At 46.3% G+C, this 18,581-nt stretch carries 15 protein-coding genes and 1 pseudogene; 9 read left to right on the top strand and 7 right to left on the bottom strand.

Annotation, left to right across the window (positions count from 1 at the left end; genetic code table 11):
* Positions 1 to 10 precede the first annotated feature (10 nt).
* From fis to dsbD, 7 genes are all read right to left on the bottom strand, one after another.
* Positions 11 to 301: a DNA-binding transcriptional regulator Fis gene (gene fis / locus A9E74_RS00705; RefSeq protein ID WP_069294753.1), complete on the bottom strand. Its 291-nt coding sequence runs from the start codon at positions 299 to 301 to the stop codon at positions 11 to 13.
* Positions 298 to 1,299 (bottom strand): tRNA dihydrouridine synthase DusB, encoded by a 1,002-nt coding sequence (gene dusB, locus A9E74_RS00700; protein WP_069294752.1) that lies wholly within the window; start codon positions 1,297 to 1,299, stop codon positions 298 to 300. The genes fis and dusB overlap by 4 nt, the downstream gene beginning before the upstream one ends.
* On the bottom strand, positions 1,292 to 2,161 hold the full coding sequence (gene prmA, locus A9E74_RS00695) for a 50S ribosomal protein L11 methyltransferase (protein WP_069294751.1): 870 nt from the start codon (positions 2,159 to 2,161) through the stop codon (positions 1,292 to 1,294). The genes dusB and prmA overlap by 8 nt, the downstream gene beginning before the upstream one ends.
* Positions 2,162 to 2,172: 11 nt before the next feature.
* Positions 2,173 to 3,513 carry an acetyl-CoA carboxylase biotin carboxylase subunit gene (accC, locus tag A9E74_RS00690; RefSeq protein ID WP_069294750.1) on the bottom strand — a complete coding sequence of 447 codons (1,341 nt, stop codon included), beginning with the start codon at positions 3,511 to 3,513 and terminating at the stop codon, positions 2,173 to 2,175.
* 54 nt (positions 3,514 to 3,567) lie between these two features.
* Positions 3,568 to 4,041, bottom strand: coding sequence for an acetyl-CoA carboxylase biotin carboxyl carrier protein (accB, locus tag A9E74_RS00685; RefSeq protein WP_069294749.1), 474 nt, complete (start codon positions 4,039 to 4,041; stop codon positions 3,568 to 3,570).
* A gap of 3 nt (positions 4,042 to 4,044) precedes the next feature.
* A complete protein-coding gene (aroQ, locus tag A9E74_RS00680) occupies positions 4,045 to 4,488 on the bottom strand; it encodes a type II 3-dehydroquinate dehydratase (protein WP_069294748.1) in 444 nt (147 codons plus the stop codon).
* A gap of 126 nt (positions 4,489 to 4,614) precedes the next feature.
* Positions 4,615 to 6,462, bottom strand: coding sequence for a protein-disulfide reductase DsbD (gene dsbD / locus A9E74_RS00675; RefSeq protein WP_069294747.1), 1,848 nt, complete (start codon positions 6,460 to 6,462; stop codon positions 4,615 to 4,617).
* Between the two features lie 136 nt (positions 6,463 to 6,598).
* Here dsbD and A9E74_RS00670 point away from each other — a divergent pair.
* The 9 genes and pseudogenes from A9E74_RS00670 to phoU all read left to right on the top strand — a co-directional run bounded on the left by A9E74_RS00670 (position 6,599) and on the right by phoU (position 18,489).
* Positions 6,599 to 8,249 (top strand): annotated as a pseudogene (locus tag A9E74_RS00670) (inorganic phosphate transporter).
* A gap of 59 nt (positions 8,250 to 8,308) precedes the next feature.
* Positions 8,309 to 9,529 carry an organoarsenical effux MFS transporter ArsJ gene (gene arsJ / locus A9E74_RS00665; protein ID WP_069294746.1) on the top strand — a complete coding sequence of 407 codons (1,221 nt, stop codon included), beginning with the start codon at positions 8,309 to 8,311 and terminating at the stop codon, positions 9,527 to 9,529.
* An 85-nt stretch (positions 9,530 to 9,614) separates the two neighbouring features.
* The gene (gene phoB / locus A9E74_RS00660; RefSeq protein ID WP_069294745.1) at positions 9,615 to 10,307 is read left to right on the top strand and encodes a phosphate regulon transcriptional regulator PhoB; all 693 of its coding nucleotides are present in this window, start codon (positions 9,615 to 9,617) and stop codon (positions 10,305 to 10,307) included.
* Between the two features lie 12 nt (positions 10,308 to 10,319).
* A complete protein-coding gene (gene phoR / locus A9E74_RS00655) occupies positions 10,320 to 11,591 on the top strand; it encodes a phosphate regulon sensor histidine kinase PhoR (RefSeq protein WP_069294744.1) in 1,272 nt (423 codons plus the stop codon).
* 150 nt (positions 11,592 to 11,741) lie between these two features.
* Entirely contained in the window at positions 11,742 to 12,713 is a 972-nt protein-coding gene (locus A9E74_RS00650; protein ID WP_069294743.1) for a PstS family phosphate ABC transporter substrate-binding protein, read from the top strand.
* A gap of 167 nt (positions 12,714 to 12,880) precedes the next feature.
* Positions 12,881 to 15,175, top strand: coding sequence for an ABC transporter permease subunit (locus A9E74_RS00645; protein WP_069294742.1), 2,295 nt, complete (start codon positions 12,881 to 12,883; stop codon positions 15,173 to 15,175).
* A gap of 20 nt (positions 15,176 to 15,195) precedes the next feature.
* The gene (gene pstA, locus A9E74_RS00640) at positions 15,196 to 16,863 is read left to right on the top strand and encodes a phosphate ABC transporter permease PstA (protein ID WP_069294741.1); all 1,668 of its coding nucleotides are present in this window, start codon (positions 15,196 to 15,198) and stop codon (positions 16,861 to 16,863) included.
* Positions 16,864 to 16,984: 121 nt separating this feature from the next.
* A complete protein-coding gene (gene pstB, locus A9E74_RS00635) occupies positions 16,985 to 17,749 on the top strand; it encodes a phosphate ABC transporter ATP-binding protein PstB (RefSeq protein ID WP_245651999.1) in 765 nt (254 codons plus the stop codon).
* A 23-nt stretch (positions 17,750 to 17,772) separates the two neighbouring features.
* Positions 17,773 to 18,489 (top strand): phosphate signaling complex protein PhoU, encoded by a 717-nt coding sequence (gene phoU, locus A9E74_RS00630; protein ID WP_069294740.1) that lies wholly within the window; start codon positions 17,773 to 17,775, stop codon positions 18,487 to 18,489.
* The last annotated feature ends 92 nt before the right edge of the window (positions 18,490 to 18,581 follow it).

Here is an 18,581-nt window from a genome sequence, read left to right as displayed (position 1 = left end):
TCAGGCTTGATTACAAGCCGTATTGCTTGAGTTTTTTTCGCAGGGTGCCGCGGTTAATGCCCAGAATTTCGGCAGCGCGACTTTGATTTCCGTGGGTGTGTGCCAATGCGGCTTGTAACAAAGGTACTTCAACCTCTGTCATCAACATTTCATAAAGATTAGCGGGGGAGTGGCCGTCAAGTTGCTCAAAATAGGTTTTCAGCGCGTTGGTGACACATTGATTTAAGGGCGCGTGTTGCTGCTCGGCGGTAACACCTAAATCAATACAATCAGCTAAGTCGTTGTTCAGCGCGTTATTCATGCGGCCAATGAATCCTTGTCAGCGAGTTGCGCAAAAAATGCATCTGTAAAAGCCAGCTGTTGTTCAGCTTTTTCCAGTGTATTCATTTGTTGGCGAAAGGCGTTACCATTGCGCAAGCCTTTGCTGTACCAGGCAATATGTTTGCGTGCCATGCGCACACCGGAATATTCACCGTAGAAATCGTACAGCGTGTGTAGGTGACTAATCAAGATCTGTTGCACTTCTGTTACAGGTGGTTCAGGTAAATTGTCACCAGTTTGTAAGAAATGCAGTATTTGCTGAAATATCCACGGGTTGCCTTGCGCGGCACGACCTATCATCAAACCGTCTGCGCCGGTTTTCTGTAATACCAGTAGCGCTTTATGCGGATTTTCGATATCGCCATTGGCAATGACTGGAATGGCGATGCGCGATTTAATTTCCGCAATGGTGTCGTATTCGGCATCACCTTTATATGCATCGGCGCGAGTGCGGCCATGTACGGCCAAGGCTTGAATACCGGCATCTTCAGCAATTCGGGCAATACGCACACCATTACGGTTATCACGATCCCAGCCGGTACGTATTTTTAACGTCACCGGCACGTCAACCGCATTGACCACAGCTTCAAGGATATCGCCGACCAATTTTTCATGTTGTAACAAAGCCGATCCGGCCATCACATTGCAGACTTTTTTCGCTGGGCATCCCATATTGATATCAATAATGTGTGCGCCTTCCGCCACATTATGCCGCGCGGCTTCAGCCATCATTTGTGGGTCAGCACCGGCAATCTGCACACTACGTGGTTCTGGCTCACCTTCATGATTGGCACGTAACAATGATTTTTTACTGGCCCATAACGCTTTATTGGCAGTGATCATTTCTGATACCGCCATACCGGCACCAAGTTTTCGGCAAAGTTGGCGAAATGGACGATCAGTCACACCTGCCATGGGAGCCAGAAACAGATTATTGGGTAAGGTGTACGGACCGATAGAAAGTGTTTTATCAGCCATGACGAATACCAGTCAGGCGTGCCCACTCTTCCAGCACAACAGGGGGATCCATATCAAAGTTTGTTTGGTAATGCTGACGTAAAGTTTCAGCTTGTACATCCAACAACCCTGATAACACCAGTTGAGTTTTAGGGCGGGTTAATTCGATAAACCGTGGCATTAATTCCATCAGCGGACCAGCCAGAATATTCGCCAGCAATAAATCACATTCAATGGTCGGGCAGTGTTGTGGCAGATAAGTTTCGATAATGACGCCATTACGCTGTGCATTGGCCTGTGTCGCTTCCAATGCCTGCGGGTCTGTATCGACCCCGATAATTTTATTTGCACCGAGCAGCGCCGCCGCTATCGCCAGAATGCCACTGCCACAACCATAATCAATCACGGTTTTACCGGTTAAATCAGCTTGATCTAACCATTGCAAACATAAGGCTGTGGTCGGATGCGTGCCAGTGCCAAAAGCCAAGCCGGGATCTAATAGAATATTAATGGCTTCTGGTTGAGGCGGTTGATGCCAGCTGGGCACAATCCATAATTTTTCACCGAAACAGATGGGTTTGAAGTTATCCATCCACTCGCGTTCCCAGTCTTTATCTTCAACCGCTTCAATCCGGCAGTCTGGTAAATCAGTTAGCTGGGATTTCAGTTTGGTCAGCAGCATATCCGTATCAGTTTCGGCATCAAATAATGCAATTACCGAGGTTGCAGACCATAGAGGTGTTTCACCTATAGCTGGTTCGTAAATCGGCTGATCGGCGTTGTCCTGGAAAGTGACAGCTGCCGCACCGCATTCAGACAGTGCATCAGATAATGCTTCTGCCTGCTGCGGCGAGCTGGTGAAAATAAGTTGGATCCAGGCCATAACAGACGGACTTAAAGTCCGAGTTTCTTTTCAAGGTAGTGGATGTTGGTGCCACCGGTTTGAAAATGCGTGTCATCCATAATGTCACGTTGTAATTCAACGTTAGTTTTGATGCCTTCAATGCCAATTTCTTTCAACGCCGTACGCATACGGGCGATCGCTGATTCACGGGTATTACCATAAGCAATCAATTTACCAATCAATGAATCATAGTTAGGTGGTACACGATAGCCGCTGTACAGATGTGAATCCATACGTATACCTGCGCCGCCAGGGGCATGGTAATGAGTCACTAAACCCGGACTCGGCATAAAGGTACGTGGGTCTTCAGCGTTAATACGACATTCAATCGCATGGCCGCGCATCACCACATCTTCTTGTTTAATCGACAGCGGTAAACCTGATGCTATACGGATCTGCTCAACAACCAAATCCACACCGGTAACGCGTTCGGTAACAGGATGTTCAACCTGAATACGAGTGTTCATCTCAATGAAATAGAACTCACCGTCTTGATAAAGGAACTCAAAGGTACCGGCACCACGGTAACCGATACGCACACAGGCATCGGCACAGACTTTACCCATACGATCGCGCATTTCTTTGGTAATGCCCGGCGCGGGAGCTTCTTCAACAACTTTCTGATGACGGCGCTGCATTGAGCAATCACGCTCGCCCAAATGCACGGCATTGCCATGTTCATCGGCTAATACCTGAAACTCAATATGACGTGGGTTTTCCAGGAATTTCTCCATGTAAACCATATCATTGCTGAACGCTGATTTAGCTTCGCTTTTGGTCAACGCAATGGCATTCAGCAAATGCGCTTCACTGTGTACTTCACGCATACCACGACCGCCACCACCGCCAGCGGCTTTGATAATGATCGGATAACCTATTTCGCGTGCCAGACGCAGATTAGTTTCATCATGGTTGCCAAGCGGGCCATCAGAACCCGGTACACAAGGTACGCCGGCCGCTTTCATGGCTTTTATCGCTTCAACTTTGTCACCCATAATACGAATGGTTTCTGGGCGAGGACCGATAAAAATAAAGCCACTTTCTTCGACACGTTCAGCAAAATCAGCGTTTTCTGACAGAAAACCGTATCCAGGATGGATTGCTGTGGCATCGGTGATTTCAGCTGCGCTGATCAAAGCCGGTACATTCAAATAGCTTAGGCCGGATGGCGCGGGCCCGATACAGACACTCTCATCAGCCAATAGTACATGTTTCAAATCCCGATCCACATCAGAGTGGACGGCAACAGTTTTAATCCCTAATTCCCAGCAGGCTCTGAGAATACGCAAAGCGATCTCGCCACGATTAGCGATGACAATTTTATCAATCATGATGTTTTATCCGCAGTGTTTAGCTTGCTAAAACAGCCGAAGCTGTCAGCAGTATTATTCGATAACGATCAACGGTTCGTCATATTCAACCGGGTGACCATCTTCGACCAGAATAGCTTTGACGGTACCGCTACGATCCGCTTCAATTTGATTGAACATTTTCATCGCTTCGATAATGCAAATGACATCACCGGCTGAAACTTGTTGACCGATTTCCACAAACGAAGCTGCTTCCGGTGATGGCGAACGATAAAAAGTGCCGACCATTGGTGAGCGAACAGCATTGGCTTCATTAGAGGATTTAGTTGCAGCGGCTGTTGCGGCAGCGGTAGCGGCTTCACTGGCAAATGACGGCACACTTGGTGCAGCTTGAGCGGGTTGTTGCGGAGCAGCAAAATATTGTTGTTGTGGATATGCAGTGCTGGCGCGGCTGATACGAACAGATTCTTCACCTTCAGAAATTTCGATCTCTGCAACATCCGATTCCTGAATCAAATCAATCAATTTTTTTATTTTACGAATATCCATGATTTAGCCTTGATGGTTGGTGTGTGTAATGGCAGCTTGTAATGCCAGTTCATAGCCCTGCGCACCAAGACCGCAAATCACGCCGACAGCTAAATCCGAAAAATAGGATTGCTGACGAAACGCCTCACGACGATGCACATTGGACAAATGTATTTCGATAAAGGGTATAGCTACCGCAGCCAAGGCATCACGAATTGCCACACTGGTATGGGTAAAGGCTGCAGGGTTAATTAAAATAAAATCATATTGCTGACGGGCTGACTGAATGGCGGCGATCAGTTCATGTTCGGCATTGCTTTGCAAAGAATCGAGTTGATGACCATCAGCTTGTGCCAGCTGTTGTAGGCGGTTGTTGATATCACTGAGGGTGGTGGCTCCATAAATTTCAGGCTCGCGCTGACCCAACAAATTCAGATTTGGGCCATGCAATACTAGAAATTTCGCCATAACAACCACATACCAACACTGGAAATATAAGCCGGGATTTTGCACCAGCGGGCGCTTTATTGTCCAGCTTTTTAACTAAAAATCCGGCTTTTTGTCGCTAATTTCGCCGAAATACAGTTATTCTCGCTATTTTGATTGTTGAGCCAGAAAATCCGCCAGATGAGTGTTCAACTGGGCGGCAGAGACATGACCGACCAAACGATGGGAAGCTGATTCTTCGGCATTTTTGTCATAAAACAACATGCTGGGTGGACCAAATACCCGAAGTGCTTTTAATAATGCCTGGTGCGCAGCAGTATTGTCAGTGAGGTCGACTTTCAGCAGAGTAAAGTTCTGCAAAGTACTGACCACTTGGGGATCACGAAAAGTAGTTTGTTCCATTGCCTTACAATCGGTACACCAGTCGGCGTAAAAATCCAGCATCACCGGTTGATTGCTGACTCTTAATGCCGATTCGAGCTCTTCGATTGAATTGACATAGGCAAATTGTAATTGTGGTGTAGTTGTTGAGTTGGCGTTACCAATACTCAATTTATGTAGTGGTTGCAAAATAGAATTGCCGCCACTGGCGCTACCGATCAGCATTAGTGCACCACTGATAAGTGATAGTAAACCCAGGCCTTTCCATAATTTTTGCCAGCCGGTGGCTTCGATCGGCAAATTATTAAGAGCTCCCAGATAAACCGCGCTGATAATCAACAATGCGCCGCTCATAAAAAGAATGGTCCAGCCGGGCAGAATGCGATCTAGCATCCAGATGGCAAGTGCAATAAGCATTACCCCAAAGAATGCCTTTATATTTTCCATCCAGCGTCCGGCTTTGGGTAATAAGGTGCCGGCCGAAGTACCAATGATCAGTAACGGTATGCCCATGCCGATACTCATCGCAAATAAGGCCGCACCACCTAAGACAGGATCGGCATGCTGGCTGATAAATAATAATGCTCCGGCCAATGGCGGTGCCAGACAAGGCCCGACGATTAATCCGGATAACAAGCCCATCAACGCGACCCCAATTAAAGTACCGCCTTGTTGACGATGACTGAGTTGGTGCAGACGTTGTTGCAAGCCATGCGGTAACTGCAATTCAAAAAAGCCAAACATTGATAAAGAAAGCAGCAGCAATATGCCAACAAAACTGGATATCACCCAGGGATTTTGCAACATGGCTTGCAGATTACCGCCGAGTAGTCCGGTTAACACACCAGCAGTGGTGTAGGTCACTGACATGGCGAGTACATAAATAAGAGACAGCACAAATGCCCGACGTGTGGTGATGTTTTCACCTTGGCCAACAATAATTCCAGACAAAATCGGAATCATTGGAAACACACAAGGGGTAAAAGCGAGCAGTAAGCCTAAACCAAGAAACCCAAACAGAATCTGTAACAGATTATCGTTTTGTAAACGTTGGGAAATCTCATCCTGTTGACTAACAACATTCGAGTTCATGACCGGGATAACAGGGGCAGGTTCGACAGCCGCTGCCGCTGGACTTGTTGAATCAGTCACCGCTGGCAGACTCAGATTAATGGTCTTACGAGTGGGCGGGTAACAAATGCCAAAGGTTTCAGAACAACCTTGATAGTGAGCCGTTAACGTCACCGAGGTTGCGTCAGTCTGACTGCGAATTAAAGGCAGATTTAGCTGAATATCGCTGGTATAAACTTCCGATAAGCCAAAATAGGCATCATTTTTTGTCTCACCGGCTGGCAAGGTAAATTCGCCAATCTGCACCGCATCGTTATCGGTTATTTCAAAGCGGATTTTGTCCTGATAAAGATAATTGCCCTCCATGATTCGCCAACCGGCAAGAATTGTTTCTGGAGTGGTCAATACCGCATCAAAAGCAAAGGCTTCATCGACTTCAGGAGGCATATCAGCGCTATTAAAGCCAAATTTCTCCAACAGGCTGGGCCGCGCTTGTGCTGAAAAACTGCTGAGAAGCATAAGCAGGATTAAAAATTGTTTCATGTAATGATCGCCACAGATTCGTTGCAGTTACAGACCATTCTAACAGCCGATTGTTACACGGGGATATGTAACAGGGTGTCATGTTGTCTTTAAACTGTAATAATTAGCCTCTTTTTTGGCAAAGCACAGGTGTCTTGTGGAAATCAAAACCATTCATAAACTTGAAAAGCAGGCCTACAAAAAAAGCCATGCTGAAATAGCACGAATAGGTTTCGCCTTATTTTTCCTCGCAGCCATCCTGGCATACAGTTTCGCCACCTCCGGCGGCGTTCCCAATAATCTCTTTTTAGCTATTGCCGCCGTGTTTGGTGGTTATATGGCAATGAATATCGGTGCTAATGACGTTGCCAACAATGTTGGACCAGCAGTAGGTTCCAAGGCGTTGACCATGGGCGGCGCCATCATGATTGCGATGATTTTCGAAGCCGCCGGTGCCTTTATTGCTGGCGGCGAGGTGGTTTCTACCATCAAAGGTGGCATCATCGATATCAAGCAATTCGGTGACGATACCGATAGCTTTATCTGGGCCATGATGGCCGCATTATTGGCTGCAGCTTTATGGTTGAATTTGGCTACTTTTGCCGGAGCGCCGGTTTCCACGACGCATTCAATTGTCGGTGGGGTGATGGGGGCAGGCATGGCCGCCGCCGGAATCAACATTGTTAATTGGGGCACCATGGGAGCAATTGTCAGCTCCTGGATCATTTCACCGTTAATGGGCGGCATTATCGCGGCATTATTTTTATTGGCGATCAAGAAAACCATTATTTTTCGTGATGACAAAATCCAGGCTTCATACCGTTGGGTACCAATTTATGTTTCAGTAATGGCCTGGGCTTTTGTAACGTACCTGGTGTTAAAAGGGCTCAGTCAAATTTGGGGCGGCATCGTAAACACGGTGAATAACCTGCCATTGGTTGACGTGGCAGCGCAAAGTAAACCGGGTTTTTTTATTGCAGCATTAATCGGTCTGATGGTGGCTGTGTTGGTGTTCTGGATTATGAAGAAGTCCTTAAGTCATAACATGCCCGGCATGAAGAATGATCGTCAGAGCGTAAACGCCCAGTTCACCATTCCATTGATATTTGCTGCTGCTTTATTAAGTTTTGCCCATGGCGCCAACGATGTGGCCAATGCTATCGGGCCTTTGGCAGCGATTAACGACGCAATCATGACCGGTGGCATCACATCTCAAGCCGGTATTCCAATCTGGGTGATGGCCGTTGGTGCTTTAGGTATTGCAATTGGTCTGGGCTTGTATGGGCCACGTTTAATTCGTACCGTTGGCGGTGAAATTACCGAGCTGGATCAGATGCGTGCTTATTCCATAGCAATGGCGGCATCATTAACAGTCATTATTGCTAGTCAATTAGGTTTGCCTGTTAGTACCACTCACGTTGCGATTGGTGGTGTATTCGGTGTGGGCTTTTTACGTGAATGGCTGGATGAATCAAATAAAATCGAAAGACAGATTGATCGCGAAAAAGCCGAAATCAGAGACGATAAAAAAATGCTTAATGCATTACGTAATGAGCTGAAAAAGCTGGAGAAAAAAACCAGCAAAATCCGTTGATGAATATCAACGGATTACTGAACTATATCGGTTGATCGAGGAAGAAGAAGCTGAGCTGAAAAAAGCCAAAAAAATCCTCAAAAAAGAAAAGAAAAACCTGTTTGTAAAACGCGATATGGTGAAAAAGATTGTGACTGCCTGGATTGTCACTGTACCAGCTGCCGCCACGCTGTCAGCCTGCATCTTCTTTATGATTAAAGGCATCATGCTGTAATCAAAAATTCATCAAACTGACATATTATAAATTGCTAATTAGTCAGGATGATTTTGCAAATGCTGAACAGACTTAAAGCGTTACCCGTTGCGATTCAGCAATATCTGGTGGTGACCTTCAGCTATTGGGCGTTTACCGTCTCAGATGGTGCGTTACGCATGTTGGTGGTGTTGTTCTTCCACCAATTGGGGTATAGCCCGCTTGAAGTGGCGATGTTGTTTGTCCTCTATGAGTTTTTTGGCATCGTGACAAACCTGGTTGGCGGTTGGCTGGCCGCCAGATTAGGCCTTAACGTCACGATGCATCTAGGCCTGTTATTGCAGGTCATTGCCTTAGCGATGTTGTTGGTCGATCCCCAATGGTTAACTGTAGCTTATGTAATGGTGGCGCAGGCGCTTTCTGGTATTGCCAAAGATCTCAATAAAATGAGCGCTAAATCCAGCATCAAAATGCTGGTTGCAGATGACGCTCAATCTACATTATTTAAATGGATATCCATTCTCACCGGCTCCAAAAATGCCCTTAAAGGGGTAGGTTTTTTTGTCGGTGCCGCTTTACTTTCTTGGATAGGCTTTCGCGGTGCCATTTTGGTTATGGCTGCGGTGTTATTGGTCGTGTTGATCTTCAGCATCGTGATGTTGCAGCGCGATTTAGGCAAAGCCAAAATCAAACCCAAATTCAGCGATATCTGGTCAAAAAGTGCGGCAGTAAATCGCTTGTCATTGGCACGGTTTTTTCTATTTGGTTCTCGTGACATCTGGTTTGTTGTTGCTTTGCCGGTGTTTTTGCACGCGCAATTGGAATGGCCAGCGATTTATGTTGGGGCTTTGCTGGCGGCATGGGTCATTGCTTATGGCATTGTGCAGGCCTTGGCGCCTAAACTCACTGGCTTTTCCAAACAGCATGCACCGGATGGATACCATGTCTGGTTATGGTCTTTGCCGCTTATAGTGTTGCCATTAATTATTGCGGGCGCGGTGTATTTTCAATGGGCAGTATTACCAGCATTAACCGTCGGTTTACTGGTTTATGGCGCTGTCTTTGCGATTAACTCAGCTATCCACTCTTATTTAATAGTGTCGTATGCTGATGCAGCAGGCGTGTCATTGGATGTTGGTTTTTATTACATGGCAAATGCGGCTGGCAGACTATTTGGAACCTTGTTATCCGGCTGGGTTTATCAGGTAGCTGGCTTGGCAGCGTGTTTGGTTATTTCAGCATTGATGATTTTCGCCGCCAGCATTATTTCAAAAATGTTACCGCGACAAGCCCAGCTCTGATAAAGGTTTCAGCGCTGTTATCAAATTGTCATATTTGCCCGTTAAGCTTTACGCTACGCAAAAATAGATCAGGGAACCCCCGTATATGAGCATATCGGTTTTGTTAGTGGAAGATGACGCCGCCATTCGTGACATGATTAATTTCAGTCTGCGACAGGCCGGATTCACCTGTGAAGCTTCCAAGGATGGTGAATCCGGTTTGGAGTGGCTGAAAAATCAGCAACCCGACATGATCCTGCTGGACTGGATGTTGCCCGGCATTGATGGCATCGAGTTTATAAGACGACTGCGCGCCAATGAATTTCTGGCCTCGATTCCAGTCATCATGCTCACCGCTAAAGGTGAAAGTGAGGACATGGTCAAAGGTCTGAGTGTCGGTGCTGATGATTACATCAACAAACCATTTTCTCCCCCAGAGTTAATCGCTCGCATAAAAGCGGTATTGCGTCGTTGCCGACCCATCGATAGTGATGATGCCCAGAAATTGCAGATGGGTGAATTAGTGATGGATACAAAGAGTCACAGGGTATTGGTCAATGGCGAAAGAATTGAATTGGGCCCGACCGAATTCCGTCTATTGCATTTCTTTATGAAAAATCCTGAGCGGGCTTATAACCGTTCGCAATTGTTGGATTTTGTCTGGGGCGACACCGTATATATAGAGGAGCGCACAGTGGATGTGCATATTCGTCGTTTACGTAAAGCACTTGAGCCAAGTAATCACGACAACCTGGTGCAAACCGTTCGTGGTGTGGGTTACCGTTTTTCTGCTGAATAACGGAGCACAATAATGCAATGGGATTATTGGCGTTTGCTCACAGTACTGAGTCTGGCAGGGTTTGTCGGGCTTGTATTCGGGCACATGATGACGTTTCTGTTTATCGCCTCACTTATTTATATTTTCTGGCTGCAAGGAAAGTGGTTTCAATTAAAAAGCTGGTTAGATAAACCGAAAAAAAATCGCTCCCCGGAAGCTGAAGGTGTTATTGACGATGTATGTCGTCAGATTGAGCAGATGCGGGCGCAAAACAGCAGTCGTAAGAAAAAACTCACCGGGTATCTAAAACGATTCCAGTCGGCAACCGCTGCGTTACCAGATGCAGTTGTGGTAATGGGAGAGTTTGGCCAGGTCAGTTGGGCGAATACCTCAGCTACTGAATTACTGGGTATCAGCTGGCCGCGTGATAATGGTGTACGAGTCAACAATCTGGTGCGTGATCCGACATTTCAAAGTCTTTTGGAAATGGACGCTGATGCTCCAGCGGTAGTTATTTCAACATCCCCAATGGATGATCGCATTCAACTCGAATTTAAAGTGGTGCGTTATGCCAGCAAGGATCGTTTGCTGATTGCCCGAGACATTACTCAAACTCAAAAATTGCAACGTATGCGGCGTGATTTTGTGGCCAATGTGTCACATGAATTACGTACGCCATTAACCGTGTTACGTGGTTATCTGGAAACCTTAACTACTGAGAGTGACCCAGATTTGTGGCGCCATGCCTTACCGGTGATGCAGCAGCAAAGCCAGCGCATGCATTTAATGATTAAAGACCTGTTGGCTTTGTCTCAACTTGAAACTGGCGATAAACCTTTATTACATAGACCTACCGATATTCCACGATTGCTGGCGGCAATTGTTGAAGATGCCAAACGTCTCGAACATTTTAATTCGCATCAAATAACCCTGCAGATCCTTAGCGATAAATGGTTGCTGGCCGATGTGGATGAGCTGCGCAGTGCCATCTCCAATCTGGTGTTTAATGCAGTGAAATATACGCCGGAAGCCTGTGAGATAGAGGTTATCTGGCAGGTTGAGCAAAACGTGCCTTCCATCAGCGTGATTGATCACGGTGATGGAATTGAAGCCCGCCATTTGGAAAGACTGACCGAACGGTTTTATCGTGTTGATTCGGGGCGTTCACGTGAGGCCGGCGGAACAGGTCTCGGGCTTGCCATCGTTAAACATGTTTTGCAACGCCACAATGCCGCGCTGACTATTGATAGTCAGATTGGCCAAGGCTCTCGCTTTACCTGTGTTTTCCGGAAACAAATTGGTTGAACCCAGCGATATCTAAGTTCCAGATATCGCTGTGGCTGTCATTGAATTGTCATATTAACTTCATACTCTTGTCACAGTCCGGCCCGATACTAAGCCCGGTAAGCAGCTTGTAGTTGCTTTATTTCTTTCAACCAATGGAGCTGAACACTCATGTTCAAAACTAAACTCGCCGTTCTGGGCGCCGCTGTAACGATGGCGTTCTCATCCGTAACACTGGCTGACGTTGATCCAAATCTTCCTGAATACAAATCTGTATCAGGTGTATCTGGCAACTTGACCAGTATCGGTTCTGATACATTGAACAACCTGATGACATTGTGGGCTGAAGAATTCAACAAATTCTACCCAAATGTAAACATTCAGATTCAAGGTGCCGGTTCTTCAACTGCGCCACCAGCTTTGACAGAAGGTACAGCTACTTTGGCCCCAATGAGCCGTGGTATGCGTCAATCTGAAATTCAGGAATTTGAGAAAAAATTTGGCTATGCACCAACTGAATTACCAGTTGCAGTTGACATGGTTGCCGTATACGTAAATAAAGACAATCCGATTGAAGGTTTAACCCTGCAACAAGTTGACGCTATCTTCTCTGCAACTCGTCGTTGTGGTAACGATGCTGATATCACTCGTTGGGGTGAGGTTGGTTTGAGTGGTGCTTGGGAAAATCGTGATTTTGCTCTGTACAGCCGTAACGCTGTTTCAGGCACATATGGTTTCTTTAAAGACAGCGCCTTGTGTGGCGGTGACTTTAAATCAAGCATCAACGAGCAACCAGGTTCTTCTTCAGTTGTTCAAGGTGTAACAGAATCAATTAACGGTATCGGCTACTCTGGTATCGGTTACCGTACTTCAGGCGTTCGTGTAGTGCCATTAGCTGCAGAAGCTGGTGCTGAATATGCAGAAGCAACTGCTGAAAATGCAGCTGCTGGTACATACCCGCTTGCACGTTACTTGTACGTTTACATCAACAAACACCCTAACCAAGAGTTAGATCCACAAACACGTGAATTCGTGAAAATGCTCTACTCTAAACCAGGTCAGGATGTTGTATTCCGTGATGGCTTCGTACCATTACCAGAATCAATTGCATCAAAAGTACGTAAAGATTTAGGCATTGAATAAACTTTAATGCTTGACCTGAAAGAGAGGCTTCGGCCTCTCTTTTTTTTGGGCGAAATTCAACTTAAAGCCAATAATTATAAGGCTTTTAAGTCTTGTCATATTTCTGTCACAGTTTGAATTTATCATTGCAGCTCAAACCGTCCAGCGGCTAACAGGCAACAGCAACCATGAATGAAACAACACTCTCAGCGGATGTTAATTCTCGCGGCAAATCTCTACTGCCTTCAGTAGAAGCACGAGAAAAAATGCGTAAGAAACGCGACTTTAAAGACAAACTATCCCGTTGGGGTATTACCTATGCCGGTTATGGTGTGGTATTCGCTCTGGCGATGATTTTTGTCTACTTATTTTATGAAGTAATGCCTATCCTCAAGGGCGCTTCAGTTACACCGCAAAGCAGTTACAGCCTGCCTGTGACCAGTGCACAAACCCAACATTTGATTTTAGAACGCTACGAAGAGCTGGGTATCCAATACACCGATGATGGTGTTATCACCTTCTTCGAAGCAGATGATGGCGAGATCCGTGAACAAGTCGAACTGTCACTACCTGATGATGCATCTATCACCAGCTTTGCTCATTCCGAATATATCGGTGGAGTTACTGCTCGTGGTTTAAGTAATGGTCAGGTGCACATCACTAAACATTCGTTCCAAACTTCCTTTCCAAATGATCAACGTTTAATTACGCCGGTTATTGATTATCCATTTGGTGAAGCTGCGATTACCATTGATGAGCAAGGTCAACCGCTAGAATTATTAGCGATTGAAACCGTTACCCGTGGTTCGGGTGGTTCAATGATCGCGGCATTAACTGCTGACAAACGTCTGTTGCTGACGCAAATCAGCAGTAAGAGCAACTTACTGACTGGTGAAGTCACCGTTGAAAACAACACGATTGAACTGAGTGATGTGCCTGCCTCACCAGTTAAAATGCTGCTTGATAAAGCCTTACGTAGCTTATTCATTACGGATAGCGAAGGTTTTATTCATTATTACAGTATCAATGATTTTAAAAACTCCCGTCTTGTCGCCACGGTAAATGCTGGTGAAGGCAGTCCAATTACCGCAATTGATTTTCTGGTGGGTAGTGTTTCGCTTATTGCCGGTAATGAGCGTGGTGAGTTAAGCCAGTGGTTTTTAGTACGTGATGAAAACAATAACTACGACTTAACCAAAATCCGTGAATTCAAATCGCATAAAAATGCGATTACCGCATTGGCTCCGGAATATACCCGTAAAGGTTTCCTGGCAGTGGATGCCGGTGGTTATCTGGGTATTCACTACGGTACGTCAGCTCGTACTCTGTACCTGGAGCAAGAAACAGAAAACCCTTTGGTCAGCGCTGCTATCTCACAAGTAAATGGACGGTTATTGTTATTGGATGACCAACAACAGGTTCAAGTCGCTGGTTTATGGAATCAACATCCTCAACTGTCATTCTCGGCGATGTGGAATAAGGTCTGGTATGAAGGCCGCGCTGATCCAGAATACATTTGGCAGTCATCTTCTGCCTCTGATGAATTTGAATCTAAATTCAGCTTGGTACCGTTATCGATTGGAACGCTAAAAGCAGCGCTTTACGCCATGCTGTTTGCGATGCCGCTGGCGATTGCTGGTGCCATTTACACGGCTTATTTCATGTCACCGAAAATTCGTGGTGTAGTCAAACCTAGCATTGAGATTATGGAAGCGTTACCAACCGTTATCCTCGGTTTTCTTGCAGGTTTATGGCTGGCCCCATTTGCCGAGGACCATCTGCCGGCGATATTCAGTTTTGTCATATTAATGCCAGTGATGATGTTGCTGTTTGCCTTTATCTGGACGAAGTTGCCAGCTGGTATTCGCCATGCGGTGCCTGATGGTTGGGAAGCCGCGTTATTGGTACCAGTCATATTATTGTTTGGCTATATCTGTATTACCGCCAGTCCCTATATCGAAATCTGGTTCTTTAACGGCAGTATGCGTCAGTGGTTTACCGATGTCGGTATTACCTATGATCAACGTAATGCGATGATTGTTGGTATTGCGATGGGTTTTGCGGTTATCCCGACTATCTTCTCTATTGCCGAAGATGCGGTATTTACCGTGCCAAAACATCTCACTCAAGGCTCTTTGGCATTGGGTGCAACCCGCTGGCAAACCGTTGTCGGTGTGGTGTTGCCAACCGCAAGTCCGGGGATTTTCTCGGCCATTATGATGGGCTTTGGTCGTGCTGTTGGTGAAACCATGATTGTATTGATGGCAACTGGTAACAGTCCGGTGGTGAACTTCAATATCTTTGAAGGTATGCGTACCTTGTCAGCCAATATCGCGGTTGAATTACCTGAAACGGCAGTCGGTTCGTCACATTTCCGAATCCTGTTCTTAGCGGCTCTTGTGTTGTTGGCTCTGACATTTATCGTCAACACCTTCGCCGAAATTATTCGTCAGCGGCTGCGTGCCCGCTACAGCAACCTGTAATTGGCATTTAAGGATCAAAAATGAAAACATGGTTTAAAAGTGGTGCGCCGTGGATTTGGCTGAATGGCGGTGCAGTGGCCATCTGTATGATTATGGTGGTCGGCTTGATAGGTCTGATTGCGGTACGTGGCTTTGGACATTTCTGGCCTGCTGATGTCGCTGAAATTGAAATTAACGACCATACCGGTAAACAAACAGTGGTATTGGGTGAAGTTGTCCGTTCACAAACGATTCCTTCAGCAGTTGCCAGAGACGCCGGCAATTATGTGCCGGATGATATCGAGCTGGTGACGCGTTATCTGATTAAACAAGGTAACCGTGACCAGACTGGCCGTGACTTCGTCTGGTACCTTGAACTGGGCATGGAAGATTTCCGTTACCCGGATACGGCGTATGTGGTTGAGCGTCGCGAGTGGGGTAACTTTTACGGCTATCCTTTAGCATTGCAACGGGAAGGCGAGGTCATTGCCACAGCAGCAGATGCTAATTTCTGGCCAATGATTCAAGAATCAGTAGATCGCAGTCTGAAATTGCATCGCGATATTCAGAGAATTGAAAAAGGCGAAATCGGCCGAATCAGTACTAGATTAAATGAGCTGCGACTGGATCTACGTCGTTTGGATTTGCGTGATCCTCCGGCCGATGTGCGGGCAGCAGAAGAAGCCCGTGTTGCCGAAGCGCGTGCTCAGTTAGAAATCGACTATCAGGTATTACGTAAAGACCTGGATGTGCTTTATCAAAGTACCAAGCGTGACACTTTGCAAATGCGCATGAGTGACAACAAGGAAGTTGCCATTTCGCTGGCGGATATTGTTCGGGTAACCGCACCAAACACCATGTCTGTGCCAACCAAAATGGGCCAGTATGTTGAACGTCTTTGGGAATTCTTATCAGAGCAACCACGTGAGGCCAACACCGAAGGCGGTATTTTTCCGGCTATCTTCGGCACGGTGACCATGGTTTTTGTCATGTCAATTATGGTGACACCGTTCGGTATCTTGGCGGCCATTTATCTGCGTGAATATGCCAAACAAGGTTTGATGACTCGTATTATCCGGATTTCGGTTTATAACCTCGCCGGGGTGCCATCCATTGTTTATGGTGTATTTGGTTTGGGTTTCTTCGTTTACTTTTTAGGCGGCAATCTGGACAGGCTGTTCTATGAGGCGGCGCTGCCCACACCGACGTTTGGTACGCCGGGTTTATTCTGGGCTTCATTAACGCTGGCATTATTAACACTGCCGATTGTTATCGTGTCGACCGAAGAAGGTCTGGCACGGATTCCATCAACCATTCGTCAGGGTAGTTTGGCGCTGGGTGCAACCAAAGCCGAAACGCTTTGGAAAGTTATTGTGCCATTAGCTACACCGGCAATGATGACCGGTTTGATTCTGGCGATTGCCCGAGCCGCTGGTGAGGTTGCACCACTGATGCTGGTGGGTGTAGTGAAACTGGCTCCGACATTGCCGGTCGATGCCACTTTCCCGTTCATCCATTTAGAACGCAAAATTATGCACTTGGGCTTCCATATATACGATGTTGGTTTCCAAAGTCCTAACGTAGAAGCAGCACGTCCATTGGTTTATGCCACAGCATTGATACTGGTGATTTTGATTGTGGTACTGAATTTAACCGCTATCAGTATCCGTAACCGCTTACGCGAACGTTATCGCAGTGCGTCCGATTAATGCTCAATGCATCCTGTAATTAAACGAGTATATGACTATGAATTCACAAGCAACTAACGCCACCCCGATTCGCGTTTCATTAAACCAATCACGCGGCGGTGAAGAAAGAGAAGCACTGCTGATGGCAAATGAAACACCAAAGATCCAGGTAAACGATTTAAATCTTTATTACGGAAAAGATCAGGCGTTGAAAAATATCACCCTGACCATTCCGGAAAAAAAGGTGACCGCATTTATCGGACCTTCCGGTTGTGGTAAATCAACTTTGTTACGTTGTTTCAACCGAATGAATGATCTGGTGGATAACGTCACCATCACCGGTGAAATGCTGATGGATGGTTTTGAAATAAACGATCCGAAAATCAACGTCGCTGAATTGCGCCGTCAGGTCGGTATGGTGTTCCAGAAGCCAAATCCGTTCCCGAAAACCATTTATGAAAACGTTGCTTACGGTCTGCGTTTGCAAGGCATTAATGATCGGCAGACGCTGGATAAAGTGGTTGAGAAATCACTAAAAGGTGCAGCGTTGTGGGATGAAGTCAAAGATCGTTTGAATGAATCAGCGATGGGCATGTCGGGCGGTCAGCAACAACGTCTGGTTATTGCCAGAGCGATTGCGATTGAGCCGGAAGTGATTTTATTGGATGAACCGGCTTCAGCTCTGGATCCGATTTCAACTTTGAAAATCGAAGAGCTGATTAACGAGCTGAAAGATCAATACACCATCGTTATCGTTACTCATAACATGCAACAAGCGGCGCGCGTTTCTGATTACACCGCCTTTATGTATATGGGCGAGATGATCGAATTTGGTGCCACCGACCAGTTGTTTACCAATCCAACAGTTAAACAAACTGAAGATTATATTACCGGCCGTTACGGCTAGGCTGCAGGTTCAGGAGATCCTTAATGGCTACAAATAAATCGCAACATATTTCGCAACAGTTCGAAAAAGAACTTCAAGATATCCGCAGCCGTGTACTTGCCATGGGTGGCTTGGTAGAACAACAAGTCTCCAATGCAATGGAAGCGCTGGTCACTGGTGATGCAGAACTGGCTCGCCAGGTTATTACCGACGATGAAGACGTTAATAAAATGGATATCAGCATTGATGAAGACTGTATTCAAATCATCGCGCTGCGCCAGCCCACAGCCAGTGATTTAAGACTGGTGACCGGTATTCTGAAAACCATTACCGATCTGGAACGTATCGGTGATGAAGCGGTACGCATTGGCAGAATGGCATTAAACCTTGCCGAAAAAGATCGACCGAAAAAGAATTACCGTGAGCTGCATGCACTGGGTCAACATGTGTCAGGCATGTTGCATAACACGCTGGATGCCTTCGCTCGTTTTGATGTTGATGCGGCCTTACAGGTAGCGCATGAAGATCGTCAGGTCGATGAGGAATATGAAGGTATCATGCGTCAACTGATGACCTACATGATGGAAGATCCACGGACTATCAGTCGTGCGATTGACATGATGTGGTCAGCCCGCTCATTGGAACGTATCGGCGATCATTCACGCAATATTTCTCAACATATCATTTACCTGGTTGAAGGTAAGGACGTCAGACATTTATCCGCTGAAAAAATGGAAAAAGTGGTTAAAGGTAACGAATAAATTTCTCTCGCGTGACTCGGCCCGTATTCATCATGGATGCGGGCTTTTTTTTACATCGAATTATCAAACTTCGTAGCATCCACGGTCTTAGT

Origin of the sequence: Methylophaga muralis (genome assembly GCF_001720165.1) — a bacterium.
GTDB classification, from domain to species: domain Bacteria; phylum Pseudomonadota; class Gammaproteobacteria; order Nitrosococcales; family Methylophagaceae; genus Methylophaga; species Methylophaga muralis.
This window is presented reverse-complemented; position numbering and strand designations above follow the sequence as displayed.

Coding starts and splice junctions, on each gene's coding strand:
- A9E74_RS00645 (WP_069294742.1), top strand. CDS start 12,881: ATGAATGAAACAACACTCTCAGCGGATGTTAATTCTCGCGGCAAATCT.
- fis (WP_069294753.1), bottom strand. CDS start 301: ATGAATAACGCGCTGAACAACGACTTAGCTGATTGTATTGATTTAGGT.
- accC (WP_069294750.1), bottom strand. CDS start 3,513: ATGATTGATAAAATTGTCATCGCTAATCGTGGCGAGATCGCTTTGCGT.
- accB (WP_069294749.1), bottom strand. CDS start 4,041: ATGGATATTCGTAAAATAAAAAAATTGATTGATTTGATTCAGGAATCG.
- phoR (WP_069294744.1), top strand. CDS start 10,320: ATGCAATGGGATTATTGGCGTTTGCTCACAGTACTGAGTCTGGCAGGG.
- phoU (WP_069294740.1), top strand. CDS start 17,773: ATGGCTACAAATAAATCGCAACATATTTCGCAACAGTTCGAAAAAGAA.
- aroQ (WP_069294748.1), bottom strand. CDS start 4,488: ATGGCGAAATTTCTAGTATTGCATGGCCCAAATCTGAATTTGTTGGGT.
- pstA (WP_069294741.1), top strand. CDS start 15,196: ATGAAAACATGGTTTAAAAGTGGTGCGCCGTGGATTTGGCTGAATGGC.
- dusB (WP_069294752.1), bottom strand. CDS start 1,299: ATGGCTGATAAAACACTTTCTATCGGTCCGTACACCTTACCCAATAAT.
- A9E74_RS00650 (WP_069294743.1), top strand. CDS start 11,742: ATGTTCAAAACTAAACTCGCCGTTCTGGGCGCCGCTGTAACGATGGCG.
- prmA (WP_069294751.1), bottom strand. CDS start 2,161: ATGGCCTGGATCCAACTTATTTTCACCAGCTCGCCGCAGCAGGCAGAA.
- arsJ (WP_069294746.1), top strand. CDS start 8,309: ATGCTGAACAGACTTAAAGCGTTACCCGTTGCGATTCAGCAATATCTG.
- phoB (WP_069294745.1), top strand. CDS start 9,615: ATGAGCATATCGGTTTTGTTAGTGGAAGATGACGCCGCCATTCGTGAC.
- dsbD (WP_069294747.1), bottom strand. CDS start 6,462: ATGAAACAATTTTTAATCCTGCTTATGCTTCTCAGCAGTTTTTCAGCA.
- pstB (WP_245651999.1), top strand. CDS start 16,985: ATGGCAAATGAAACACCAAAGATCCAGGTAAACGATTTAAATCTTTAT.